This window comes from Gilliamella sp. Gris3-2, from assembly GCF_001690345.1.
GTDB classification, from domain to species: Bacteria; Pseudomonadota; Gammaproteobacteria; order Enterobacterales; family Orbaceae; genus Gilliamella; species Gilliamella bombi.
The window spans coordinates 1-18,847 of the sequence record NZ_LZHB01000014.1 but is presented as its reverse complement, the minus strand read 5'-3'; the positions used below and the strand labels follow the sequence as shown (position 1 = coordinate 18,847).

General features: G+C 36.5%; 12 protein-coding genes and 1 tRNA gene. 4 read left to right on the top strand and 9 right to left on the bottom strand.

What is annotated here, in order from left to right; translation table 11 throughout:
• The first annotated feature begins 12 nt into the window (after nt 1–12).
• A complete protein-coding gene (gene metE, locus A9G32_RS02180; protein WP_065590220.1) occupies nt 13–2,286 on the top strand; it encodes a 5-methyltetrahydropteroyltriglutamate--homocysteine S-methyltransferase in 2,274 nt (757 codons plus the stop codon).
• 135 nt (nt 2,287–2,421) lie between these two features.
• Nucleotides 2,422–3,297 carry a methylenetetrahydrofolate reductase [NAD(P)H] gene (metF, locus tag A9G32_RS02175; protein ID WP_065590232.1) on the top strand — a complete coding sequence of 292 codons (876 nt, stop codon included), beginning with the start codon at nt 2,422–2,424 and terminating at the stop codon, nt 3,295–3,297.
• A gap of 81 nt (nt 3,298–3,378) precedes the next feature.
• Here metF and A9G32_RS02170 read toward each other — a convergent pair.
• A tRNA-Met gene (locus A9G32_RS02170) sits at nt 3,379–3,455 on the bottom strand.
• Nucleotides 3,456–3,846: 391 nt separating this feature from the next.
• Here A9G32_RS02170 and A9G32_RS02165 point away from each other — a divergent pair.
• Nucleotides 3,847–4,155: a hypothetical protein gene (locus A9G32_RS02165; RefSeq protein WP_065590221.1), complete on the top strand. Its 309-nt coding sequence runs from the start codon at nt 3,847–3,849 to the stop codon at nt 4,153–4,155.
• Nucleotides 4,156–4,241: 86 nt separating this feature from the next.
• On the opposite strand, the gene A9G32_RS02160 is transcribed toward A9G32_RS02165, so the two are convergent.
• The 4 genes from A9G32_RS02160 to A9G32_RS02145 are packed head-to-tail and all read right to left on the bottom strand — an operon-like array spanning nt 4,242 to nt 12,341.
• Nucleotides 4,242–5,351, bottom strand: coding sequence for a hypothetical protein (locus A9G32_RS02160; RefSeq protein WP_065590222.1), 1,110 nt, complete (start codon nt 5,349–5,351; stop codon nt 4,242–4,244).
• A 59-nt stretch (nt 5,352–5,410) separates the two neighbouring features.
• Nucleotides 5,411–8,491: a type I restriction endonuclease subunit R, EcoR124 family gene (locus A9G32_RS02155; protein ID WP_065590223.1), complete on the bottom strand. Its 3,081-nt coding sequence runs from the start codon at nt 8,489–8,491 to the stop codon at nt 5,411–5,413.
• 14 nt (nt 8,492–8,505) lie between these two features.
• Nucleotides 8,506–9,759 carry a restriction endonuclease subunit S gene (locus A9G32_RS13175; protein ID WP_065590224.1) on the bottom strand — a complete coding sequence of 418 codons (1,254 nt, stop codon included), beginning with the start codon at nt 9,757–9,759 and terminating at the stop codon, nt 8,506–8,508.
• Complete coding sequence (locus A9G32_RS02145) at nt 9,756–12,341, bottom strand: type I restriction-modification system subunit M (RefSeq protein ID WP_065590225.1); 2,586 nt, start codon at nt 12,339–12,341, stop codon at nt 9,756–9,758. Before A9G32_RS02145 ends, A9G32_RS13175 begins: the two co-directional genes overlap by 4 nt.
• 731 nt (nt 12,342–13,072) lie before the next feature.
• Here A9G32_RS02145 and A9G32_RS02140 point away from each other — a divergent pair.
• On the top strand, nt 13,073–14,470 hold the full coding sequence (locus tag A9G32_RS02140) for an FAD-binding oxidoreductase (protein WP_065590226.1): 1,398 nt from the start codon (nt 13,073–13,075) through the stop codon (nt 14,468–14,470).
• A 209-nt stretch (nt 14,471–14,679) separates the two neighbouring features.
• Here A9G32_RS02140 and A9G32_RS02135 read toward each other — a convergent pair whose 3' ends face one another.
• The 4 genes from A9G32_RS02135 to A9G32_RS02125 form a co-directional block, all read right to left on the bottom strand.
• Nucleotides 14,680–16,869, bottom strand: coding sequence for a heavy metal translocating P-type ATPase (locus tag A9G32_RS02135; RefSeq protein WP_065639684.1), 2,190 nt, complete (start codon nt 16,867–16,869; stop codon nt 14,680–14,682).
• A 132-nt stretch (nt 16,870–17,001) separates the two neighbouring features.
• Entirely contained in the window at nt 17,002–17,805 is an 804-nt protein-coding gene (suhB, locus tag A9G32_RS02130) for an inositol-1-monophosphatase (RefSeq protein ID WP_065590228.1), read from the bottom strand.
• Between the two features lie 137 nt (nt 17,806–17,942).
• Nucleotides 17,943–18,089, bottom strand: coding sequence for a hypothetical protein (locus A9G32_RS12930; RefSeq protein ID WP_167370059.1), 147 nt, complete (start codon nt 18,087–18,089; stop codon nt 17,943–17,945).
• 64 nt (nt 18,090–18,153) lie between these two features.
• A partial coding sequence (locus tag A9G32_RS02125; RefSeq protein WP_065640632.1) for an IS3 family transposase occupies nt 18,154–18,847 on the bottom strand: 694 nt, incomplete at its 5' end.

Below are 18,847 nucleotides of genomic sequence, written 5' to 3'. Positions count from 1 at the left end.
AAGGAAATAAAAATGAATACTGCTGTTATTGGATATCCTCGAGTTGGTAAGCTTCGTGAACTTAAATTTGCAACAGAAGCCTATTTTAAAGGTAATAAAACACAAGCTGAATTATTAAACGAAGCTAAAGCGCTACGAGCTGAGCATTTAAAACAACAAGCGGCTCAAAAAATTGCCTTTATTTCATCTAATGATTTTTCATTCTATGATGCGGTGTTAGATACAGCGTGTTTACTTAATGTTATTCCAAAACGTTACCAAGATTTAGGTTTACCTGAACTTGACCGTTATTTTGCGATGGCACGTGGTTATCAGGGTGAAAAAGGCGATGTGCGAGCACTCGCTATGAAAAAATGGTTTAACACCAATTACCACTATTTAGTACCTGAAATTGAAGATTCAGTACAAATTAAGTTAACAGGCACTAAACCTTTTGACGAATATCAAGAAGCTAAAGCGTTAGGTGTACAAACCAAGCCGGTTGTGATTGGTGCATTAACCTTTTTTAAATTAGCGCAGTATTTAGGTAAAAAACAGCTTGTTGATTTTAAAGCTGATATTATTAAAGCTTATCAAGACATCATCCAAAAATTCACAACGCTTGGCGCTGAGTGGATCCAAATTGATGAACCCATTTTAGTCACTGACCTAAATAAAGACGATATCGCTTTATTTACCGAACTTTATCAAGCGATTTTATCGGTAAAAGGACAAACTAAGATTGTTTTACAAACTTATTTTGGTGATGTACGTGATTGTTATAAAGAACTTGTCGCTTTACCTTTTGATGGTATTGGTCTTGATTTTGTTGAAGGTAAACAATCATTAGCTTTACTTGAAAACAATGGTTTCCCTGCCGATAAAGTCTTATTTGCTGGTGTGGTAAATGGAAAAAATATCTGGAAAAACAATTACCAAAAAACCTTAGCATTACTTGGTAAAATCAAACAAAAAGCCGCAAATATTGTAATCAATACTTCTTGTTCATTACTGCATGTTCCTTATACATTGCAAAATGAGACCAAATTAACTATTCAACAACGTGCTTATTTTGCTTTTGCACAAGAAAAGCTACAAGAACTTGCTGAACTTGGTCAATTAGTTAAGGATGCAAATCCTGAAAATAATGCCGCTTATAAAGCTAACCAAACATTATTTACTCGTGAGCGTGAAGGCGCAAATCAAGCTGTACGCCAAAAAGTGGCCGCATTAAAAGATTCGGACTTTACTCGTTTACCTGAATTTTCAGTGCGTGAAGCAGCGCAGAAAAAGGCCTTTAATTTGCCACTATTACCAACAACCACTATTGGATCATTCCCACAAACACCTGATGTACGTTTAAATCGTGCTAAATTCAAAAAAGGTGAAATTTGCCTGAACGAATATACTGAGTTTAATCAACAAAAAATTGCGCAGTGTATTAAATTACAAGAAGAAATTGGCATTGATGTGTTAGTACATGGTGAATTTGAACGTAATGACATGGTCGAATATTTTGGCGAAAGCTTAAATGGCTTTGTGTTTACTGAAAAAGCATGGGTGCAATCTTATGGTACTCGTTGCGTTAAGCCACCAATTGTTTGGGGTGATATTTCACGCTCAAAACCGATTACTGTTGCATATTCAAAATATGCACAAAGCCTGACAGACAAACCAGTTAAAGGTATGTTAACAGGACCTGTGACTATTCTAAATTGGTCGTTCCCACGAGAAGATATTTCTCAAAAAGAATCGGTATTCCAAATAGCATTAGCAATTGGTGATGAAGTATTAGATCTTGAAGCAGCGGGTATTAAGATCATTCAAATTGACGAAGCGGCATTAAAAGAAAAATTACCACTACGTAAAGCCGATTGGAACAGTGAATACCTTGATTGGGCGATCCCTGCGTTTAGATTGGTACATAGCAAAGTGCAAGCAGATACGCAAATTCATACTCATATGTGTTATAGCGAATTTGCTGACATTATTAAAGATATTGATGCAATGGACGCTGATGTTATTTCGTTCGAGGCTTCTCGCTCTAATTTGCAGTTGATTGACGTACTTAATGCAAACAACTTCAAAACTGAAGTAGGACCAGGGGTTTATGACATCCATTCACCACGTGTACCACCAGTAGCCGAAATCAAAGCAACGATTGAAAAGTTACTAGCGAAGATTGATAACCAAAAATTGTGGATCAACCCAGATTGCGGTTTAAAAACTCGTGGCGAAAAAGAAGTGGTTGAAAGCTTACAACATTTAGTACAAGCCACTTTAGAAGTAAGAAAAACACTGAACTAAGTACTATTTTTACAAAGTCGTTGAGTTTTTTATTAACAAATCAGGCTTTGTTCATAGCCTTACGTTTCCGCCGCCTATTTGGGCGGCGGAAGTGTCAATAAAGGAAATGAGTGACATAACCAATGGATGAAACAAATGAAAACAAATCTACTATTTAATAAAAAAACCGTATTCTCCTTTGAGGTTTTTCCCCCTAAAAAAACCTCACCTCTAGAAACAATTTATAGTACATTGCGTGAACTTGGTTATTTTAAACCTGATTTTATCAGTGTCACTTATGGTGCAGGTGGTAGCTTAAATGGTCAAACCACCATTGATATTGCCCACTCAGTCAAACACACTTATGGCATTGAAAGCGTCGCTCACTTGCCGGGGATCAATTTTGATAAAGCTGAAATGCAAAAAATCCTACACGATCTTAAATGTGCAGGAATTGATAATGTGCTCGCTTTGCGTGGTGACATCAGCCCAAATGTACAACCCAAAGATGATTTTCGATACGCTAGCGAACTGGTGACATTCATTAAGGAAAACGGTGATTTTAACGTGATTGGTGCATGCTATCCCGAAGGACACCTTGAAGCAGCAACACTAAAACAAGATCTGATCCACCTAAAAGAAAAAGTCAATGCAGGTACCGATCAACTTATTTCACAGCTATTTTTTGATAATGACTATTTTTATACATTTTTAGATAAAGCTCGCGATATTGGCATTAATGTTCCAATAGAAGCAGGCATCATGCCAGTGACCAATAAAAACCAAATTGAGCGCATGGTATCGATGTGTGGGGTAAATTTACCGAAAAAATTCAAACAAATGATGGAAAAATACGAACACCACCCAGAAGCATTTCGTGATGCCGGTATTGCTTACGCAATCGATCAGATTGTTGATTTGGTTTCGCAAGATGTCGATGGCATTCACTTATACACCATGAACAATAGCTACATAGCAAGACGCATTAGCGAAGCAGTATCTACATTGCTAGCGGTGCCAAAATCGAAATAGTGATGGTATAAAAATAGTAATGGTATAAAGATAAAGTGTAATGTTTGGAGTACTGTGGCGTTGTTACGGACTAGCTAAAATTGGTTGCGGGGGCTGGATTTGAACCAACGACCTTCGGGTTATGAGCCCGACGAGCTACCAAGCTGCTCCACCCCGCGTCAAAGAAGTGGCTATATTATAGCAATAAAATAATAAAGCAATACCTATTTAGCTTAAACGCCACATTTTTAAACATTCTTGAGGGGATCTAGATTATTTTCTTACATAAACACAAATTCACTTGAAAGTTTTTAACAAAAATTTTAGTCTCCTCCAAAACCAAAGACAGCAAAATCCAACTACACTGAAAATAGCAATAATTTTATAACCATAGGATTTTAATAAAAAAATCAAGATAAAAACTTAAATAAAATCAATACTCTACCTGAGCAATTTTGATAAGTAACACACTGATTTTTTTACATCAGTATTTCAGTACACTCAGATAAATAAACAAAAGCCATTAACATTAATATAATGATTAACAAATATCGAGGAGTGATCAACATAATGCTACTATTTGATTATCTAAAATCTACAGATATTGAATTAATCAATACTAAATTAAAAAAAGTTGCTATGACAAACTTAAAACATATTCTTAATGATCACTACACAGAATTAGAACTTAATACTAAACAAGAGACCCAAACACTTACTTTTCATGAAAGCTTAAGTGTGATTTTAACGGGAGATTATAATGAACCCGTTTTTCAAATGTGTTTAAAAATTTATAAAGATGAAATGTATCTTGGTTATTATCACTATTTAACAACATTAGACCTTACCTTTGTTGATGAATTCTTTGTTATCAGATAACCAATAAAAGCACGTTGTTTTGCATTTTATAGATGATCAACTACCGCTCTTTTTTAGTTTATATTAAATACAGGTATTATCGATTTTTACAATTCCTCATGCTCCGTATAATCTTCTAACACCGCATCAGTCATACGGTCTAAATGTTTGACTTTGCTAAGGTCTTTTAAATTACTGTAAGGAATATAGCTACAACGCTCCGATAATGGCCCACTTTCTAGTAACGAAAATACAGGGCGACGGATCTCTTGAAATACTTTTTCCTGACGACTGTCTGGGGCGACAATATGGAGATTAATATTCATATTGGGTTGTAAGGCGAGTAAATCCGCCATGCGTAAAATACCAGAGTAAACCGAAGTGGTATGTTCGACTTCAAACGCGCGTGTGATAGCGCGCCCTTTTAACCAAATCACATCAATTTGTTCAATGGTGCTTAAGGTGGTTTCGTCATAATTAAGTGGTAATTTTTCTAATAATGCTTCGGTGCCTTTTTTCCACTCTTTTAATACCCGGCTGCGATCCGCTTTCGGTAGCCAAATCTTCATCCCCATACAGGCACCAATTTGGGCAAGTAACGCCTGCATTTTGATCGATTCGCGTACTTCTGGGGTTGTTTGGTTTGGGGCTTCATCATCGACCAGTTCATTATCACTCGGAACCGAAACCTCAACCACTTTATCGGTTCGATTGACAGTATGGGTTTTTAATTTCTTTTGATCTTGCTCATTAAGGGGATAATCAGCGGCGATGTCATGTTGCTGTAATAGACAGTGCATTAATAACTTGCCATCTTTTTCATTAATTTTATTTAAACTATTACGCAGCAATCCAGTCCAACCCTTACTGTTTTTCTCAATGCCTTGGGTAAAAGAAAGATGTTGCCATATTTGGTCAGTATAAATAGGAATGGCTTGGGTTAATGGTAACCACACCTTAACCCGAACATGAAAACGGATAGTAAAAGGATCATCCGATGCTAAAAAAAGGGGCGTGCTATCTTCATAAGGACCATCAACCACTTCAAGCAGCCCGCACCAGCGAGATAGTCGGGTGAGATAACAAATAAAAATATCCCCAGCTTTTACTTTTTCTGCCAATAATTTTTGTCGAACCCGAAAACCAGATACTGTTTTATCTGAATTCATAAAAGCTTGATACGTTTCGGGTGAAAAGATGTTGGTATAGTAAGCCATAAATAATTATCCGTTTTTAATTAACCTTACTTTAATGGTTTGGATCTATTTAAAAGTAATCAGTTAAATTGTTGTTTAATCTCGGTCATCCAACGTGGAAGTTCGTCATGTAAGGCTAAATTTAGCATAAATAAGTTATCAATATCTTTATTCGCTTTGCTTAAGTCAATTGTTTGAATAATTTCAGCAAAATAAGGCACAATGTCCGATTTTGATAGTTCAAACTCAGTTATTGCTTGTAATAATAGCTTGCTATCAATACCCCATTCGTTAGCAAATTCGTTTGCAGCATGTTTGATTTTATCGTTTTTCCAATTGGTAAATGCTTGATCAAAATGGACTTGGCTAGATAGGCGACCGGTTAATAATTCGGTATCGACAAATTCCTTTAATATTTTTGCTTGCTGATCTTCGCCCATTTGGCTTAATTCTTGAATTTGTTCGTAGATAATGCGCCTAGTTTCGTCGTTAATGGTTTGTACACCATCAACATGCGACACTTTAGATCCAATTAAGCTAAGGATATGCGCAGCATCAATCACCTGTGTGCCTGCTAATTTGGTTTTACCAATTAAAGTGGGCACAATGGTTGGCGTTTTAGTGGTACTTTCTTTAGCGGTTAAGTTTTTAAATGCGCCAACATATTGCAACCAACGGTGCTCGGTCATACCAAAAGTGGCATTATCCCATTGATATTCATAATATTGTTGGACAATATTAAGCTGATCAGCCGCTATTTTAAATGCTTTGCTAAATTCAGTTAGTTTTTTATCATCATGTTGAATTAATTGCCATTGGGTTGGATCGGCTAAGGTTAAAACTAATTGCTCCAAATCGTTAGCTAAAATTCGCACAGCAGTGGCATAGGTTTCAACAATCGCTTTGCTACTACCACCACCACTACCATATAGCTCAAGGGCTTGGTTAACCATTTGTTCGGTCAGGCGTGGGGTTTGGAAATTTACAATTGTGCCAAACTCTTTGCTAGAACCAAACACGCGATTGGTGCGTGAATAAGCCTGAATTAAATTTTGTAGCTTTAAGGTGCGGTCAACATAAAGAGTATTGAGTCGTTTAGAATCATAGCCTGTCAATAGCTGATCAGCAACAATCACTAAATCGATATTCTTACTATTACGACCACTACCGCCACGGGTAGCACGCTCGACCACATCCTCAAAATAGGCTTGTTCACCATGTTTTTTATCACCTGCTATAAACTTAATGCCAGTAAATGCAGCGTAATCATTAAACATGGTATTGATAATTTCGGGATCGACATTATCCGGATCATTTTCGTTACCAAAGCTAAAGGTCATGGCAATATTGATTTTTTGCTGTTGGCTTGAAAGTTGTTTTTTAAATTCCTGATAATAGGCAATCACCCGTTCCTTATAAGCGACGGTTAAAATAGCATTAAATTGTTGCTGTTGCGATTGCGCTTGCCAGTTGCTTAAAATCTCTGTAACCACTTGTGGTATATGAGTTTGATCATGATAAACTAATAGCGATTTATCAATGGCTTGCTTTTCAACTTCGCTTTCGCTCCAGCTATGTACTAATCGGACGATTTCGCGATCGGATTGTTCTGGCTTTTCGATTTTTATACGCTCAATAAGCTTATCGCGTAAATCGTCATAACTGCTAAATTCGCCAGTATTGATGTAATCAACATGAAATCCAAGCACGTTACCATCGGCAATGGCTTCATCAATGGTATATTGATGTAATTTAGGACCGAATAACTTTTCGGTGGTGTTAATCACTTCGCTGTTTTCGTTTATTTTGCCTTTCACTTTGTTTTCATCAAATAGTGGGGTGCCAGTAAACCCAAAAAATAACCCATTTATTTTAAAATGGTTTTTTATATCGCCCATCATATTTTTCATGGTGGAACGGTGTGCTTCGTCAACAATAAAGACGATTTTTTTATCAGCTAAACAACTATCTTTGCTCTCTTCAAGGGCTTTAACCAAATTATGCAGTTTAAAGATAGTGGTTACCACAATGCCATTGTGTGGCGAGCTAAGGTGTTTTCTAAGCTGCGCGGTGCTGTGCGTATCATCAACGGTGACTGGTTCAAAAGCAGCATAAGCTTTAAAGTTATCACTGGTACGGCTATCAAGTTCACGCCGATCGACCAAAAAGACCACTTTATCAAAACCTGCACGGGTCGATAAAAATAGAGCTGTTTTAAAGCTGGTAATGGTTTTACCTGAACCCGTCGTATGCCAAACAAAGCCGCCATGTGGTTTTTTATCGGGATTATCCCAACCAAATGCCGCCCCTTCTACCGCTTGCAAAGCAAAGACCTGATAAGGGCGCATTAGCATATGTCGGCGGTTTTCTTCTTCTTTGGCTTCATCAATGACTAGGTAGTCGCCCACCATTTGATGCGCCATTGGGATCATTAAAAATTGTTCTATTACTTGCTGCCAATGATTGATCGGTTGATTTGATTTATTCGCCCAATGAAACACAAAGCTAGGATTAAAGTCATTAATTGTTTTGGGCGTGGCAAAGTAACGGGTTTCGATTTCGCTACTTATTACCATCATTTGCGAAAAAGCCATAAAATTGTTGCTATATTCGCCATCTCGATAATAACGCTTAAACTGTTCGAATGCTTCGTCAAGGTTTTTATCGGTACGTTTTTGTTCGATATTAATTAACGGTAAACCATTAATTAACAGCACCAAATCAAAACGGTTACCGTTAGGTGTTTGCACTTCGCGGGCAATGCGATAACAGGAATCACCGCCACGCACCTCGGGTTTTTTAAAGATAGTTAAGGTGATTTGTTTGCGCGTGACAAGCGGGTTATCATCGCGATAGATGCCATCGATTTTGCCTTTTGACTCTTCCATGGCGAGCAGTTTTGCCGCTTGGTAGCTGTTTTGTAGTTGGTTAACTTTTGCCATTACTTGGTTAAATTCGTTATCGGTTAACTCAACACCTTCAAGTTGATCGGCATTAAGCCGATTAAGTTCACTCCGCCAGTGGGTGACTAAATCATTAACCGTTACTTTACGTCGATTACCATCTAAAAAGTCAGGCGCCTGCCATTTATATATTTCTAATTCTTTAACAAAGTTTTCTTGAAAGGTTTTTTCTGCGGCATCTTTTACAACCTGACTCATTCCTTAACTCCTTTTTATACAAACATTTCGTTTAAATAAGCTTGTTTGATGTTTTTTAATTTATCTAATTTTTTTTGTTCTAGGGCGATTTTATCATCAAGTAATTTAAAGAAATTACCGATTTTGGTTTGTTCTTGTTCTGTTGGAAGCGTAATATAAAAATTTGATAGAGCTTCTTTGGTTATAGTTTTAATAGTTCCACCTGGCGCTTTTTTTTTCTCTATTTCAAATAATTGTTGAATAGTATATGCCCAAAAAGTTAAATCAATTTTTTTAATAAAATTTTCAAAAACTAGTAATGTTCTATCAATATAAGAATCATATTGAGTTATAGCAACACGACCGATACTACCTTGAAGAGTAACTATTATTTTACCTGCTGGAACAAAAACACTAAAAGGTTGTGCTAATTTACTAATCCTTTGTTTTGTTTTATGCGCTAATTTGAGTTGATTTGTAACATCAACTACTTGTACAAAGGGCTGAGAATTATTCCCATTATACCATTTTTCATAACCATAAGGTTGAGGAAATGCGCCTCTCCGGTAATGAGCCACTTCACCTAGTTGATATTTTTCCCAAGCCAGTCTAAACCCACTAAACCGCAATCTAGGCTTTAATTCCCCTTCATTCGGAAACATTTCCGTCAGATAGGCAGATTTTAGGGTTTTGGCTTTTTCTAGTTTTTTTTGTTGAGTATTAATAAGGTTATCAAGTTTTTTTAAAAATTCGCCTATTTGGATTTGTTCATTCACTTCAGGTGTATTGAATTTAAATTCAGTCATATCAGCCTGAAATAAGTGAGGTATACTACTTCCCGATACTTTTAATCTAATAAGATTTTTAAATTGGCTACTCAACATTATCTGATAAAAGAATATTGAACTAATATTCTTTTTTAATCTAACTAACATCATTGTAGAGTTAATAGTTGCTAAACTATTTAAGTTTGTTATTAACGCAGGATTACCTAAAGAACCATCTTTTGAAAAAATTATATCTCCATTTTTTAACATAATTTCAGGTGATTCGTCATAACGCCATTGTGGAATATGATCAACTTTATTCCAATTGATGATACCTTCAGTAATATGTTTACCTGCTATCATGCTTGGTCCTTGATCTACATATTCCTCCTGTTTTAAACTTTTCCATCCTAATCTTCCTTTAATAATAGCATGATCACCAAGTCTAAGTTTTTCCCACATTTGAGCACCCTCAAACCCCTTAAACCGCCGCTTAGGAATTAATTTTTTACTTTGACTCATTGCGTTACCACCAGATCTTGCATCATTGCTTGTAACTCGGTTTCGAGTTGTTCGATCTCTTTATCAATCGAAGTTAAGGTATCTTGATAACGTTCGTTTAACATTTGTAGGGTTTTTAATTCGGCTTTAATCGGTTTTTCAATTAATTCGCTCAGTAACGCAATGGTATTACCAAACCATTTTTTGTACATTAGTGTGTCAATTTCTTGATCCGTTAAGCTTAAAATCCGTTCTTGTACCGCTTCTTTTAATGCTCGTTCGTCCGTTTTAACTTGTTTGCTTAATGTCGATTTTTGGCTGATTAATTTATCGGTTTTTTTCAGTAATGGATAAGTTTCCGCCTCTTTTGCGGTATTTTTTAACTCTTCTTTGAGTTTTTTGTTATCAAATGTATCGAGCGGTTCGTCGTCATCGTTCTTTTTCAACGATTCATACAGCGCATCGTACTCAGGGCTGTCTTCGACTTTGGCCGCTTCAATAAGATCCGCAAGTTCGCTTTCTAGCGTTTGGATTTGCTGTTTATTGTTGTCGATATTGGTTAGCTCATCGGCATATAATTCACGGGCAATTAATTCGCTTGGAATTAGGCTGCTAATAAAGCCGTCTTGCTCAGACCGTTTTTTAGCACCGCTACCTTTGTTGACCATATTCGGTACTCGATTACGTGCTGCGGTATAAAAATTAGTTTTAGGTGCTGAAATAATTTCAATATCATGCAGTAATGCATTTTGCCAAATTTCGGCAATAATCTGATAGCCGTCATAGATATCAATGTGATTAAAGCTAGCTAGTAGGCTTTTTATGTCGTTTAACATCGCTTCCATTAGCGGGTGAATTTGCTCTGCATCATTAACTGCAATGATTTGTGACCAATAGCTGTCAATATAAGCTTGCGTTTGCTGCGCTAATTGCGCCGATTGCTGTCGTATCCGTTCATCATTTAAGATTTTAGTGCTTAATTCGCTAATCTCTTCTTTTAAGGTGAAATAGTGCGGACGCACAGGCACTAATGCCGACTGCAATAAGTCGGGCGTGGTGGCACGGATAACAGCAAGTTGCTCAATATTGTGCTGTGGTATGCCACCTAATAAATGACCTTCGACGTCGTGAGCAATATCATCATCAATGGCATCAATATAACGGGGGATATTGAGGTTGTATTCATTGGCGATAATCTCTTGACGAGTGGCTAAATGGCTATAGCCAGTTTGCTCTTGACGTAATACATAAGTATCCACAATTTTGGCGATGTCTTTTTCTTGCAAGACATTTTGCTTACCGACTTTTATAAAGGTATTTGATGCATCAATGATTAATACCGGATCAGTCAGTTGACGATTCTTTTTTAACACTAAAACCACAACGGGGATGCCTGTATTGGTAAACAGGTTGCTTGGCAAGCCGATGACGGTATCAATGTAATTCTTTTCTAATAATCGTTTGCGGATTTCACCTTCAGCTGCACCACGGAATAAGATTCCATGTGGTAACACGATTGCCATAGTGCCACTTTGCCCTAAATGGAATAGTCCATGTAATAAAAAGGCAAAGTCACCTTTTGAATCAGGCGGCAATACGCCTGCTATTTCAAAACGGGGATCGCTCACTTTTAATCCTGCGCGATTCCAGTTTTTGACTGAATAAGGTGGATTCATGACTACCGCATCAAATTGGACGCCCTCACTAGGACGCTCAGGATCTTCTGGCCAATCATGGGCTAAAGTATCGCCATTTCTAATAGTCATTTTATTGGGTTTGACTTCATGCAGTAATAAATTCATCCGCACCAAATTATAAGTAGCGGTATTTTTTTCTTGACCGTAATAGGTTAAGCTTTGTTGCGCTTGTTTCGTTAAATGTTTTTTAACAGTTAGTAACAATGAGCCTGACCCCACCGTTGGATCATAAATTGAACGAATATTTGGCGTTTTGGCGGCAATTTGTGCCATTACTTCACTCACTTGACGTGGTGTATAGAATTCCCCGGCTTTTTTACCGGCTTCCATAGCAAATTTACCAATCAGATATTCATAAGCATCGCCTAATACATCGCCTTTTTGTAAAGCGACCATATCAAGATCGGCAAATAATAAGATTAAGGCTTTAATATTTTTACTGCGCTCATGTAAATTACTACCAAGTGCAGTATCGGTTAAATCTAAGGTTGAATTAGAAAACAGATTCTTAAAGTCATCGGCATCTTTGCTATTGGCAATTGACCGTTCAAAGTGATTTAAGCTGTCGATTACTTTTTGTACTTCAAAATTACCTTTATTTATATCTTCAATCCAAGTTTGATAAAGGTGCTCCGGTAAAACATAATAACCCAGTGTTCTTTGCAGCATGCTTTCTAATTGAGGACCACGTTCAGCCATGCCATTATAATAGTTGGCGATAAGTTCGGACTGCGTGATCTCATCTCGGGTTGTCATCGTTTTAAATGCAGATAATGTTTTATCACTTAAAAATTTATAAAACATTAAACCTAACATATAATCTTTATAACGACTGGCATCCATCGAACCACGCAGCTCATTGGCTCCATCCCATAACCGACTTTTAATCTCTTCAGATGTAATCACAACGTATAACCTCGTTAACTCATTTACTTTGGCATGAAAGTATCATCGGTTTATTTTTGATTTATCCCATAGCCAACACAATTGCGTCGTATTTTAGCGGTAATTAGTTTCAAATCCTAGCTAAATAAGTAAAAACCCATACCATATAGAAATCACTCAAGTTTTTTACAATAATTTGGAAACGATTGTAATGAATATAAAATATAACGCCTTTTCATAAAGAAAAAATGACTATCACTGATTGGGTTAAACGTTTTATAGAGTGATACGAAATTAGAATTGAGATATGGAATAATCTATAGAAAAACGCCGAGTTGTTTGCACTTCATAGGTTAAAATAATCCTCTAAAAACTCATAAAGTGTTTTTCCAAAAATCACTTTATTCGGTTTAGCGATATTATAAAAATTAATAAAGCGTTCAAGTTTTTGTTTTCTACCTTTTGAATCGCTAAATATTTGCTGATTATGCCACATCGCAATTCAAAGTTCGTGTTACTCTTTCGACTTTCCATTTGTTTGTGGGTAGGCTGCTTTGGTGAATTTTTGATTAATAAGGTAGTTATGACTCATTTTTATTTTCTCACTTTTTAAGATTTTCACCACTGCTGTTTATTTTCCCATACTACTTTATTCAAAAATAAGCACATAAAAATTATAGAAGCATTGATTTATTTAATTTGTATAGATAGAATCATATTTTTAATATATCCAAAATAAATAATAACTTATAATGAAAAAATTAACTTTATTGAGCTGTTGTTTTTTCTTACTACTACCACTAAAAGCGCAAGCTGTCGTTGTAAATGATGTTACAGGTATGACACCAGTACAAGCATCTGCGGTTATGCAACCAGAATCGACTCAACAGGTCTCTGAACTAGTTAAAAATACCTCTGGTCCAATTAGTATAGCTGGTGGCAAATACAGCATGGGTGGACAAACAGCAATAAACAATGGAATTCAAATAGATACACAAAAACTCAACCATGTGATTGATTTCAATCCTGAGAAGAAAATTTTAACCATTGAAACAGGCGCAACTTGGCGTCAAGTACAGGAATTGATTGATCCCTACAATTTATCGGTAAAAATCATGCAAAGCTATGCCAATTTTAGTATTGGTGGTTCGCTTAGTGTAAATGTGCATGGGCGTTATATTGGAGAAGGCCCTATGATTTTATCTGTTGAGAAGTTCAAAATTGTCCTAGCTGATGGCGCTATTGTCGAAGCCAGTCCAAAAGAAAATCAAGATATATTTTATGGCGCTATCGGCGGTTATGGTGGATTAGGCGTAATTACAGAAGTCACTTTGCGACTTGTTGATAATGTTAAAGTAAAACGCATTAGCGATGTTATGCCAATTGCCAAGTATTACCCATATTTTATGCAACAGATTCGTTCTGACAAAAGTGCCATATTCCACAACTCAGTAATTTACCCACCTGATTTTGAAGAAGTTCGTGCTGTCACTTTTAAAGAAACACAAGAACCATTGACTATTTTGGACAGATTACGCCCAACCGACCAATATTCGTTTGAACAGGAACAAAAAATAAAAATTGTCGCCTCATCAAATTTAGGCAAGCATTTACGTAAATTGTATGATGATATAGATTATACAAAACAACCAGTAATGTGGCGTAATTATGAAGCCAGTTATGATGTGTCGAATTTACAGCCAATTAAAAGCAAAAATAAAAGTTTTGCTCTACAGGAGTATTTTATCCCCATAGAGCGGTTTGAGGATTTTTATCCTGAATTAATTGCTATCCTAAAAAAACATCAGGCTAATGTAATTAATATTTCGATTCGTCATGCAAATCCTGATAGCGGTTCATTACTAGCATGGGCTAAAACCGAAGTGTTTGCTTTTGTTATTTATTATCAACAAGATACTGATGAACAAAGCAAAAAGAAAGTAGGAATCTGGACACGAGAATTAATCGATGCAGTATTAGCAAAGGGTGGAAGTTATTATTTACCGTATCAATTACATGCAACTGGTGAACAATTTCAGCGCGCATACCCACAAGCAGATCGCTTTTTTAAACTTAAAGCACAATTAGACCCAGAAAATAAATTCAATAACATGCTATTAGATCGATACCACCCTAAAATAATTCAGTAAACAAAATAAGGCATATTTATCTTGTTTATTATTACTATTTAACAATATTGGACGTACTTTTTTTGATAAGTTTTATACTCAAACACCATGTTACCTGAAACTTTTTAACAAGAATGTACGCTTATTTGTAGAATGAATTAAGTTAATTTGTCTTCTAATCAATATAAAGGAGGCTTAGAGCCTCCTTAATTCAAAACAAAAATCTTATATTATTGGTTTTCTGATTTTGCCTTCCAACGTTTAAGTAAAAGTGCATTGGTTACAACGCTAACACTACTTAACGCCATAGCGGCACCAGCTATCATTGGATTTAAAAATCCCAATGCCGCTAGCGGAATACCAATTAAATTATAGAAAAATGCCCAAAATAAATTTTGTTTAATTTTATTATAGGTTCGGCGCGAAATATCGATCGCATCAGCAATCAAAAACAGATTACCACGCATTAGAGTAATACTTGCTGCATGCATAGCCACATCGGTGCCTGTGCCCATAGCAATACCAATATCGGCAGCCGCTAAGGCTGGAGCATCATTAATACCATCTCCTACCATTGCCACTGTTTTATTGCCAGTTATATCTTCACTTTTTTGTAGTTGATAAATATAGTTTGCTTTATCTTGCGGTAATACTTCAGCAATAACCTTATCTAAGCTTAACTGCTGCCCTACATAATTAGCTGCTTTCTGATTATCGCCAGTTAACATAACGGTTTTTACATTTAACTGATGTAATGCTTGAATAGCTTTTTCGGCTTCCCCCTTTATTACATCGGCAAAACCCAAGAGTGCTAATATCACCACATTACCTTCTGATTGCTGTTTCGCTAAAAATGAAATGGTATAACCTTTACTCGATAACTGATTAATTTTATCGTCCATACCAACAAAATAGGCATTTAATGATTTCATCCAACGCAAACTACCTAAATAATATTCGGTGTTATCAACGGTTGCCATCACTCCTGAACCAGCTACCGAAGTAATATTTTGAGCATAATGATACTCTTTAGCTTTACTTAAAATAGCTTTAGCAAGTGGATGCTCACTACCTGCTTGTAACGATGCTGCGAGCGATAAAATTTGATCGGGCGTCTCACTACCCATAACATCCATTTCAACTAATTCTGGTTTACCAATGGTTAATGTGCCTGTTTTATCAAATGCAACCATATTAATATTATGCAGTGTTTCTAATGCCTCGGCATCTTTAATTAAAATACCATGACGAGCAGCCACTCCTGTACCAACCATAATTGCTGTTGGTGTTGCCAAGCCTAATGCACAAGGGCAAGCAATCACTAACACAGCCACCGCATGGAGTAATGCTTGTTGCCAATCATGCGATATCACACCCCAAGCCAATAACGTAACAAGTGCAATCAATAAAATCACTGGCACAAAAATAGCGCTGATGCGATCAACAACTCGTTGGATTGGTGCTTTCTTAGCCTGAGCAGATTCAACCATTTCAATGATTTTAGATAAAGTAGAATCTGCTTGAATCGCTGTAGTTTTAACGATAAGTAACCCTTCGCCATTAATTGTACCGCCAGTAACAACATCATTAACGGCTTTATTTACAGGAAAGCTCTCACCTGTTAGCATTGATTCATCACTACTAGATGCACCTTCAATCACAACGCCATCAACTGGAATACGCTCTCCAGGCTTAATAATAACAATATCATCCACTTTAACTTGGTTAATGGGTAAACTTATTTCTTGATTATCACGCCTTACTAAAGCAACATCAGGGCGTAGCGCAGACAGGGCTTCAATTGCTTGTGTTGTTTGATGTTTAGCTCTTGATTCTAACCACTTACCAAGCAAAATTAAGGTAATAATAATAACTGAAGATTCAAAATAAAGGTGCTCATCATTACCCATGATAAGCTGATAAACTGATAACCCATATGCCGCACTAGTACCAATGGCCACTAATAAATCCATATTACCCGACAACGCTTTAGCCGCATTAAAACCGCTTCGATAAAATTTAGCACCAAGTCCAAATTGCACAATAGATGCAATAACCAGTTGTAACCAAGCTGGCATCATCACATGAAACCCAAAAGGCTCTAATAACATAGGTAACACAAAAGGAATGGCCAAAATAACAGAAATCACAATCGGCCAAATAGATGCTTGTTTGTTAACTTTCTTTGCACCTGATTGTTGATCTGAAATTTTAATAGCACGATAGCCCGCTTTATCAACCGCAGACATTAATGCTTCAAGTTTAACATGAGTATCTGCATTAATAGTTGCTTTCTCAGTTGCCAGATTAACACTGACATCAATTACACCATCAACTTTTTTAATTGCTTTTTCTACACGACTAACACAAGAGGCACAACTCATTCCTTCAATATTAAGATGATATTGTATTGTCTTCATAAAATGCAGCCTTAATTTTTATACGATTATTGATTAGTATATACTCAAAATTAATAACAATGCAGAAAAATACTAGACAGATCGCAAGAATTTAACTTGCGATCAAAATAAGAGGAAATAAAAAAGATAACGTTAGTTACGTAATTTTTCGGGCCACTCGTTTTGAGTAGAAACTAATAAATCCTTAACAATTCTAGGATTACCCGCAACAACATTGCCCGAAACCATATAATTATTGCCACCTGCAAAATCGGTAATAACGCCACCTGCTTCACGCAAAATCAACTCACCGCCAGCAATATCCCATGGTTTTAAGCCAATTTCAAAAAAGCCATCTAAACGACCTGCAGCAACATAGGCAAGATCTAAAGCGGCAGAACCAGTACGACGAAAATCGCCACATCTAACAAATAATTTTTGTAATACGCCAAAATAACTATCGCTATATTGTTTAGCTTTAAACGGAAAAGCCATTGCTAGCACGCTACCGTCTAAATCTTTCGCATTACTAACTCGAATACGATAACCATTAAGTTGGGCGCCTTTACCACGAGCAGCCGTAAACAGCTCATTACTCATTGGATTATAAACAACAGCAATTTCGGTTTTACCTTTAACCCGAGCTGCGATAGACACTGCAAAATGAGGGATATTTTTAATAAAATTGGTCGTACCATCAATTGGGTCAATTATCCACTGAGTATCGGCATCATTACCTTTAGCTAAGCCGCTTTCTTCGGCAATGATAGTATGGTCAGGATAAGCTTTTTTAATTGTTTCAATAATCAAAGCTTCAGCCGCACGATCGGTATTAGTGGCAAAATCATTAGCGCCTTTGGTTTCGATTTCGATTGAACTAGGGTTTTCATAAGCCTTGATGGCTACATTACCTGCTTTACGAGCAGCACGAATAGCAATATTCAGCATCGGATGCATAAATTTATTCCAATTGATGATGTTAAAGAACGAATTATATTAGTATGCCATTTGTCATACTAAAAACTGTTATATAGTATAAAGGTTTTGTGGCTTTATTGCCAGTGTGTGTGGAGTGTTTTTCGGTAAAAAAACAGTTAAGAAAACTTTAATAAAATCATCATCTTTTCTGACTGATTTTTAGTGAAAAATAATTTCTTTTTGTTTTGGTGAATAAAATAGATTGGTGCGGTGGTTTCAGCGTCGGTGGCGGTAGGGGCGGCGCAGTTTTGTGGCTTTGCCACAACTGCGCAACCCTAAGGGGTTTTCCTGGATCGGCTACACTAAATCTGGAATGGCAACACATTTTCAAACAAAAAAATTAAGGGGTAAGTGTTTTTTAAATTCAACGGGAGGCAAGTAGCCTAACGAAGAATGTAATCGTTTATGATTATACCAATAAGCATAAGCCGAAAAAGCGCGTTGTAACTCAGCTGTTGAGTTGAAACGTTGGCCTTTTACAAATTCCGTTTTAATTGTTTTAAATGTCGCTTCCGCTACCGCATTGTCATATGGACACCCTTTCTTGCTTAATGAATGCGTGATATTAAATGTCTTAAAACAATCCGCTAATAACCGATTATCAAACTCTTTACCGCGGTCTGAATGAAATAAATCCAATTTTGATAATGGCAGTTTAATTTGACTTAATGCCGACATAACAAGCTCTGCTGTTTTATGTTGACCAACATGATAACCGACAATTTGCCTATCGGATAAGTTCACTAAAACACATAAATAGTTCCAACGTTGCTTAACTTGAATATAGGTTAAATCCGCAACAACAATTTGTTTTTTATCACCTACATCAAATTGTCGTTGCAGGTGGTTTTCTGTGGCGGTTTCATTCACTTCCGTAGTATGAGATTGATAACGTTTAACGGTGTATTTTGATACCAGCAATAAGGCTTTCATCACCCGAGCAATGTAACGGCGTGACACCCAAATATTCTCTTTCTGTAAATCAAATCGAATTCGTCTTGTACCATAAGACTGATAGCTC

What these genes read in the sequence shown, in the direction of transcription:
- metF (WP_065590232.1), top strand. Translation starts at nt 2,422, where the DNA reads ATGAAAACAAATCTACTATTTAATAAAAAAACCGTATTCTCCTTTGAG.
- suhB (WP_065590228.1), bottom strand. Translation starts at nt 17,805, where the DNA reads ATGCATCCGATGCTGAATATTGCTATTCGTGCTGCTCGTAAAGCAGGT.
- A9G32_RS02165 (WP_065590221.1), top strand. Translation starts at nt 3,847, where the DNA reads ATGCTACTATTTGATTATCTAAAATCTACAGATATTGAATTAATCAAT.
- A9G32_RS02135 (WP_065639684.1), bottom strand. Translation starts at nt 16,869, where the DNA reads ATGAAGACAATACAATATCATCTTAATATTGAAGGAATGAGTTGTGCC.
- A9G32_RS13175 (WP_065590224.1), bottom strand. Translation starts at nt 9,759, where the DNA reads ATGAGTCAAAGTAAAAAATTAATTCCTAAGCGGCGGTTTAAGGGGTTT.
- A9G32_RS02160 (WP_065590222.1), bottom strand. Translation starts at nt 5,351, where the DNA reads ATGGCTTACTATACCAACATCTTTTCACCCGAAACGTATCAAGCTTTT.
- metE (WP_065590220.1), top strand. Translation starts at nt 13, where the DNA reads ATGAATACTGCTGTTATTGGATATCCTCGAGTTGGTAAGCTTCGTGAA.
- A9G32_RS02140 (WP_065590226.1), top strand. Translation starts at nt 13,073, where the DNA reads ATGAAAAAATTAACTTTATTGAGCTGTTGTTTTTTCTTACTACTACCA.
- A9G32_RS02155 (WP_065590223.1), bottom strand. Translation starts at nt 8,491, where the DNA reads ATGAGTCAGGTTGTAAAAGATGCCGCAGAAAAAACCTTTCAAGAAAAC.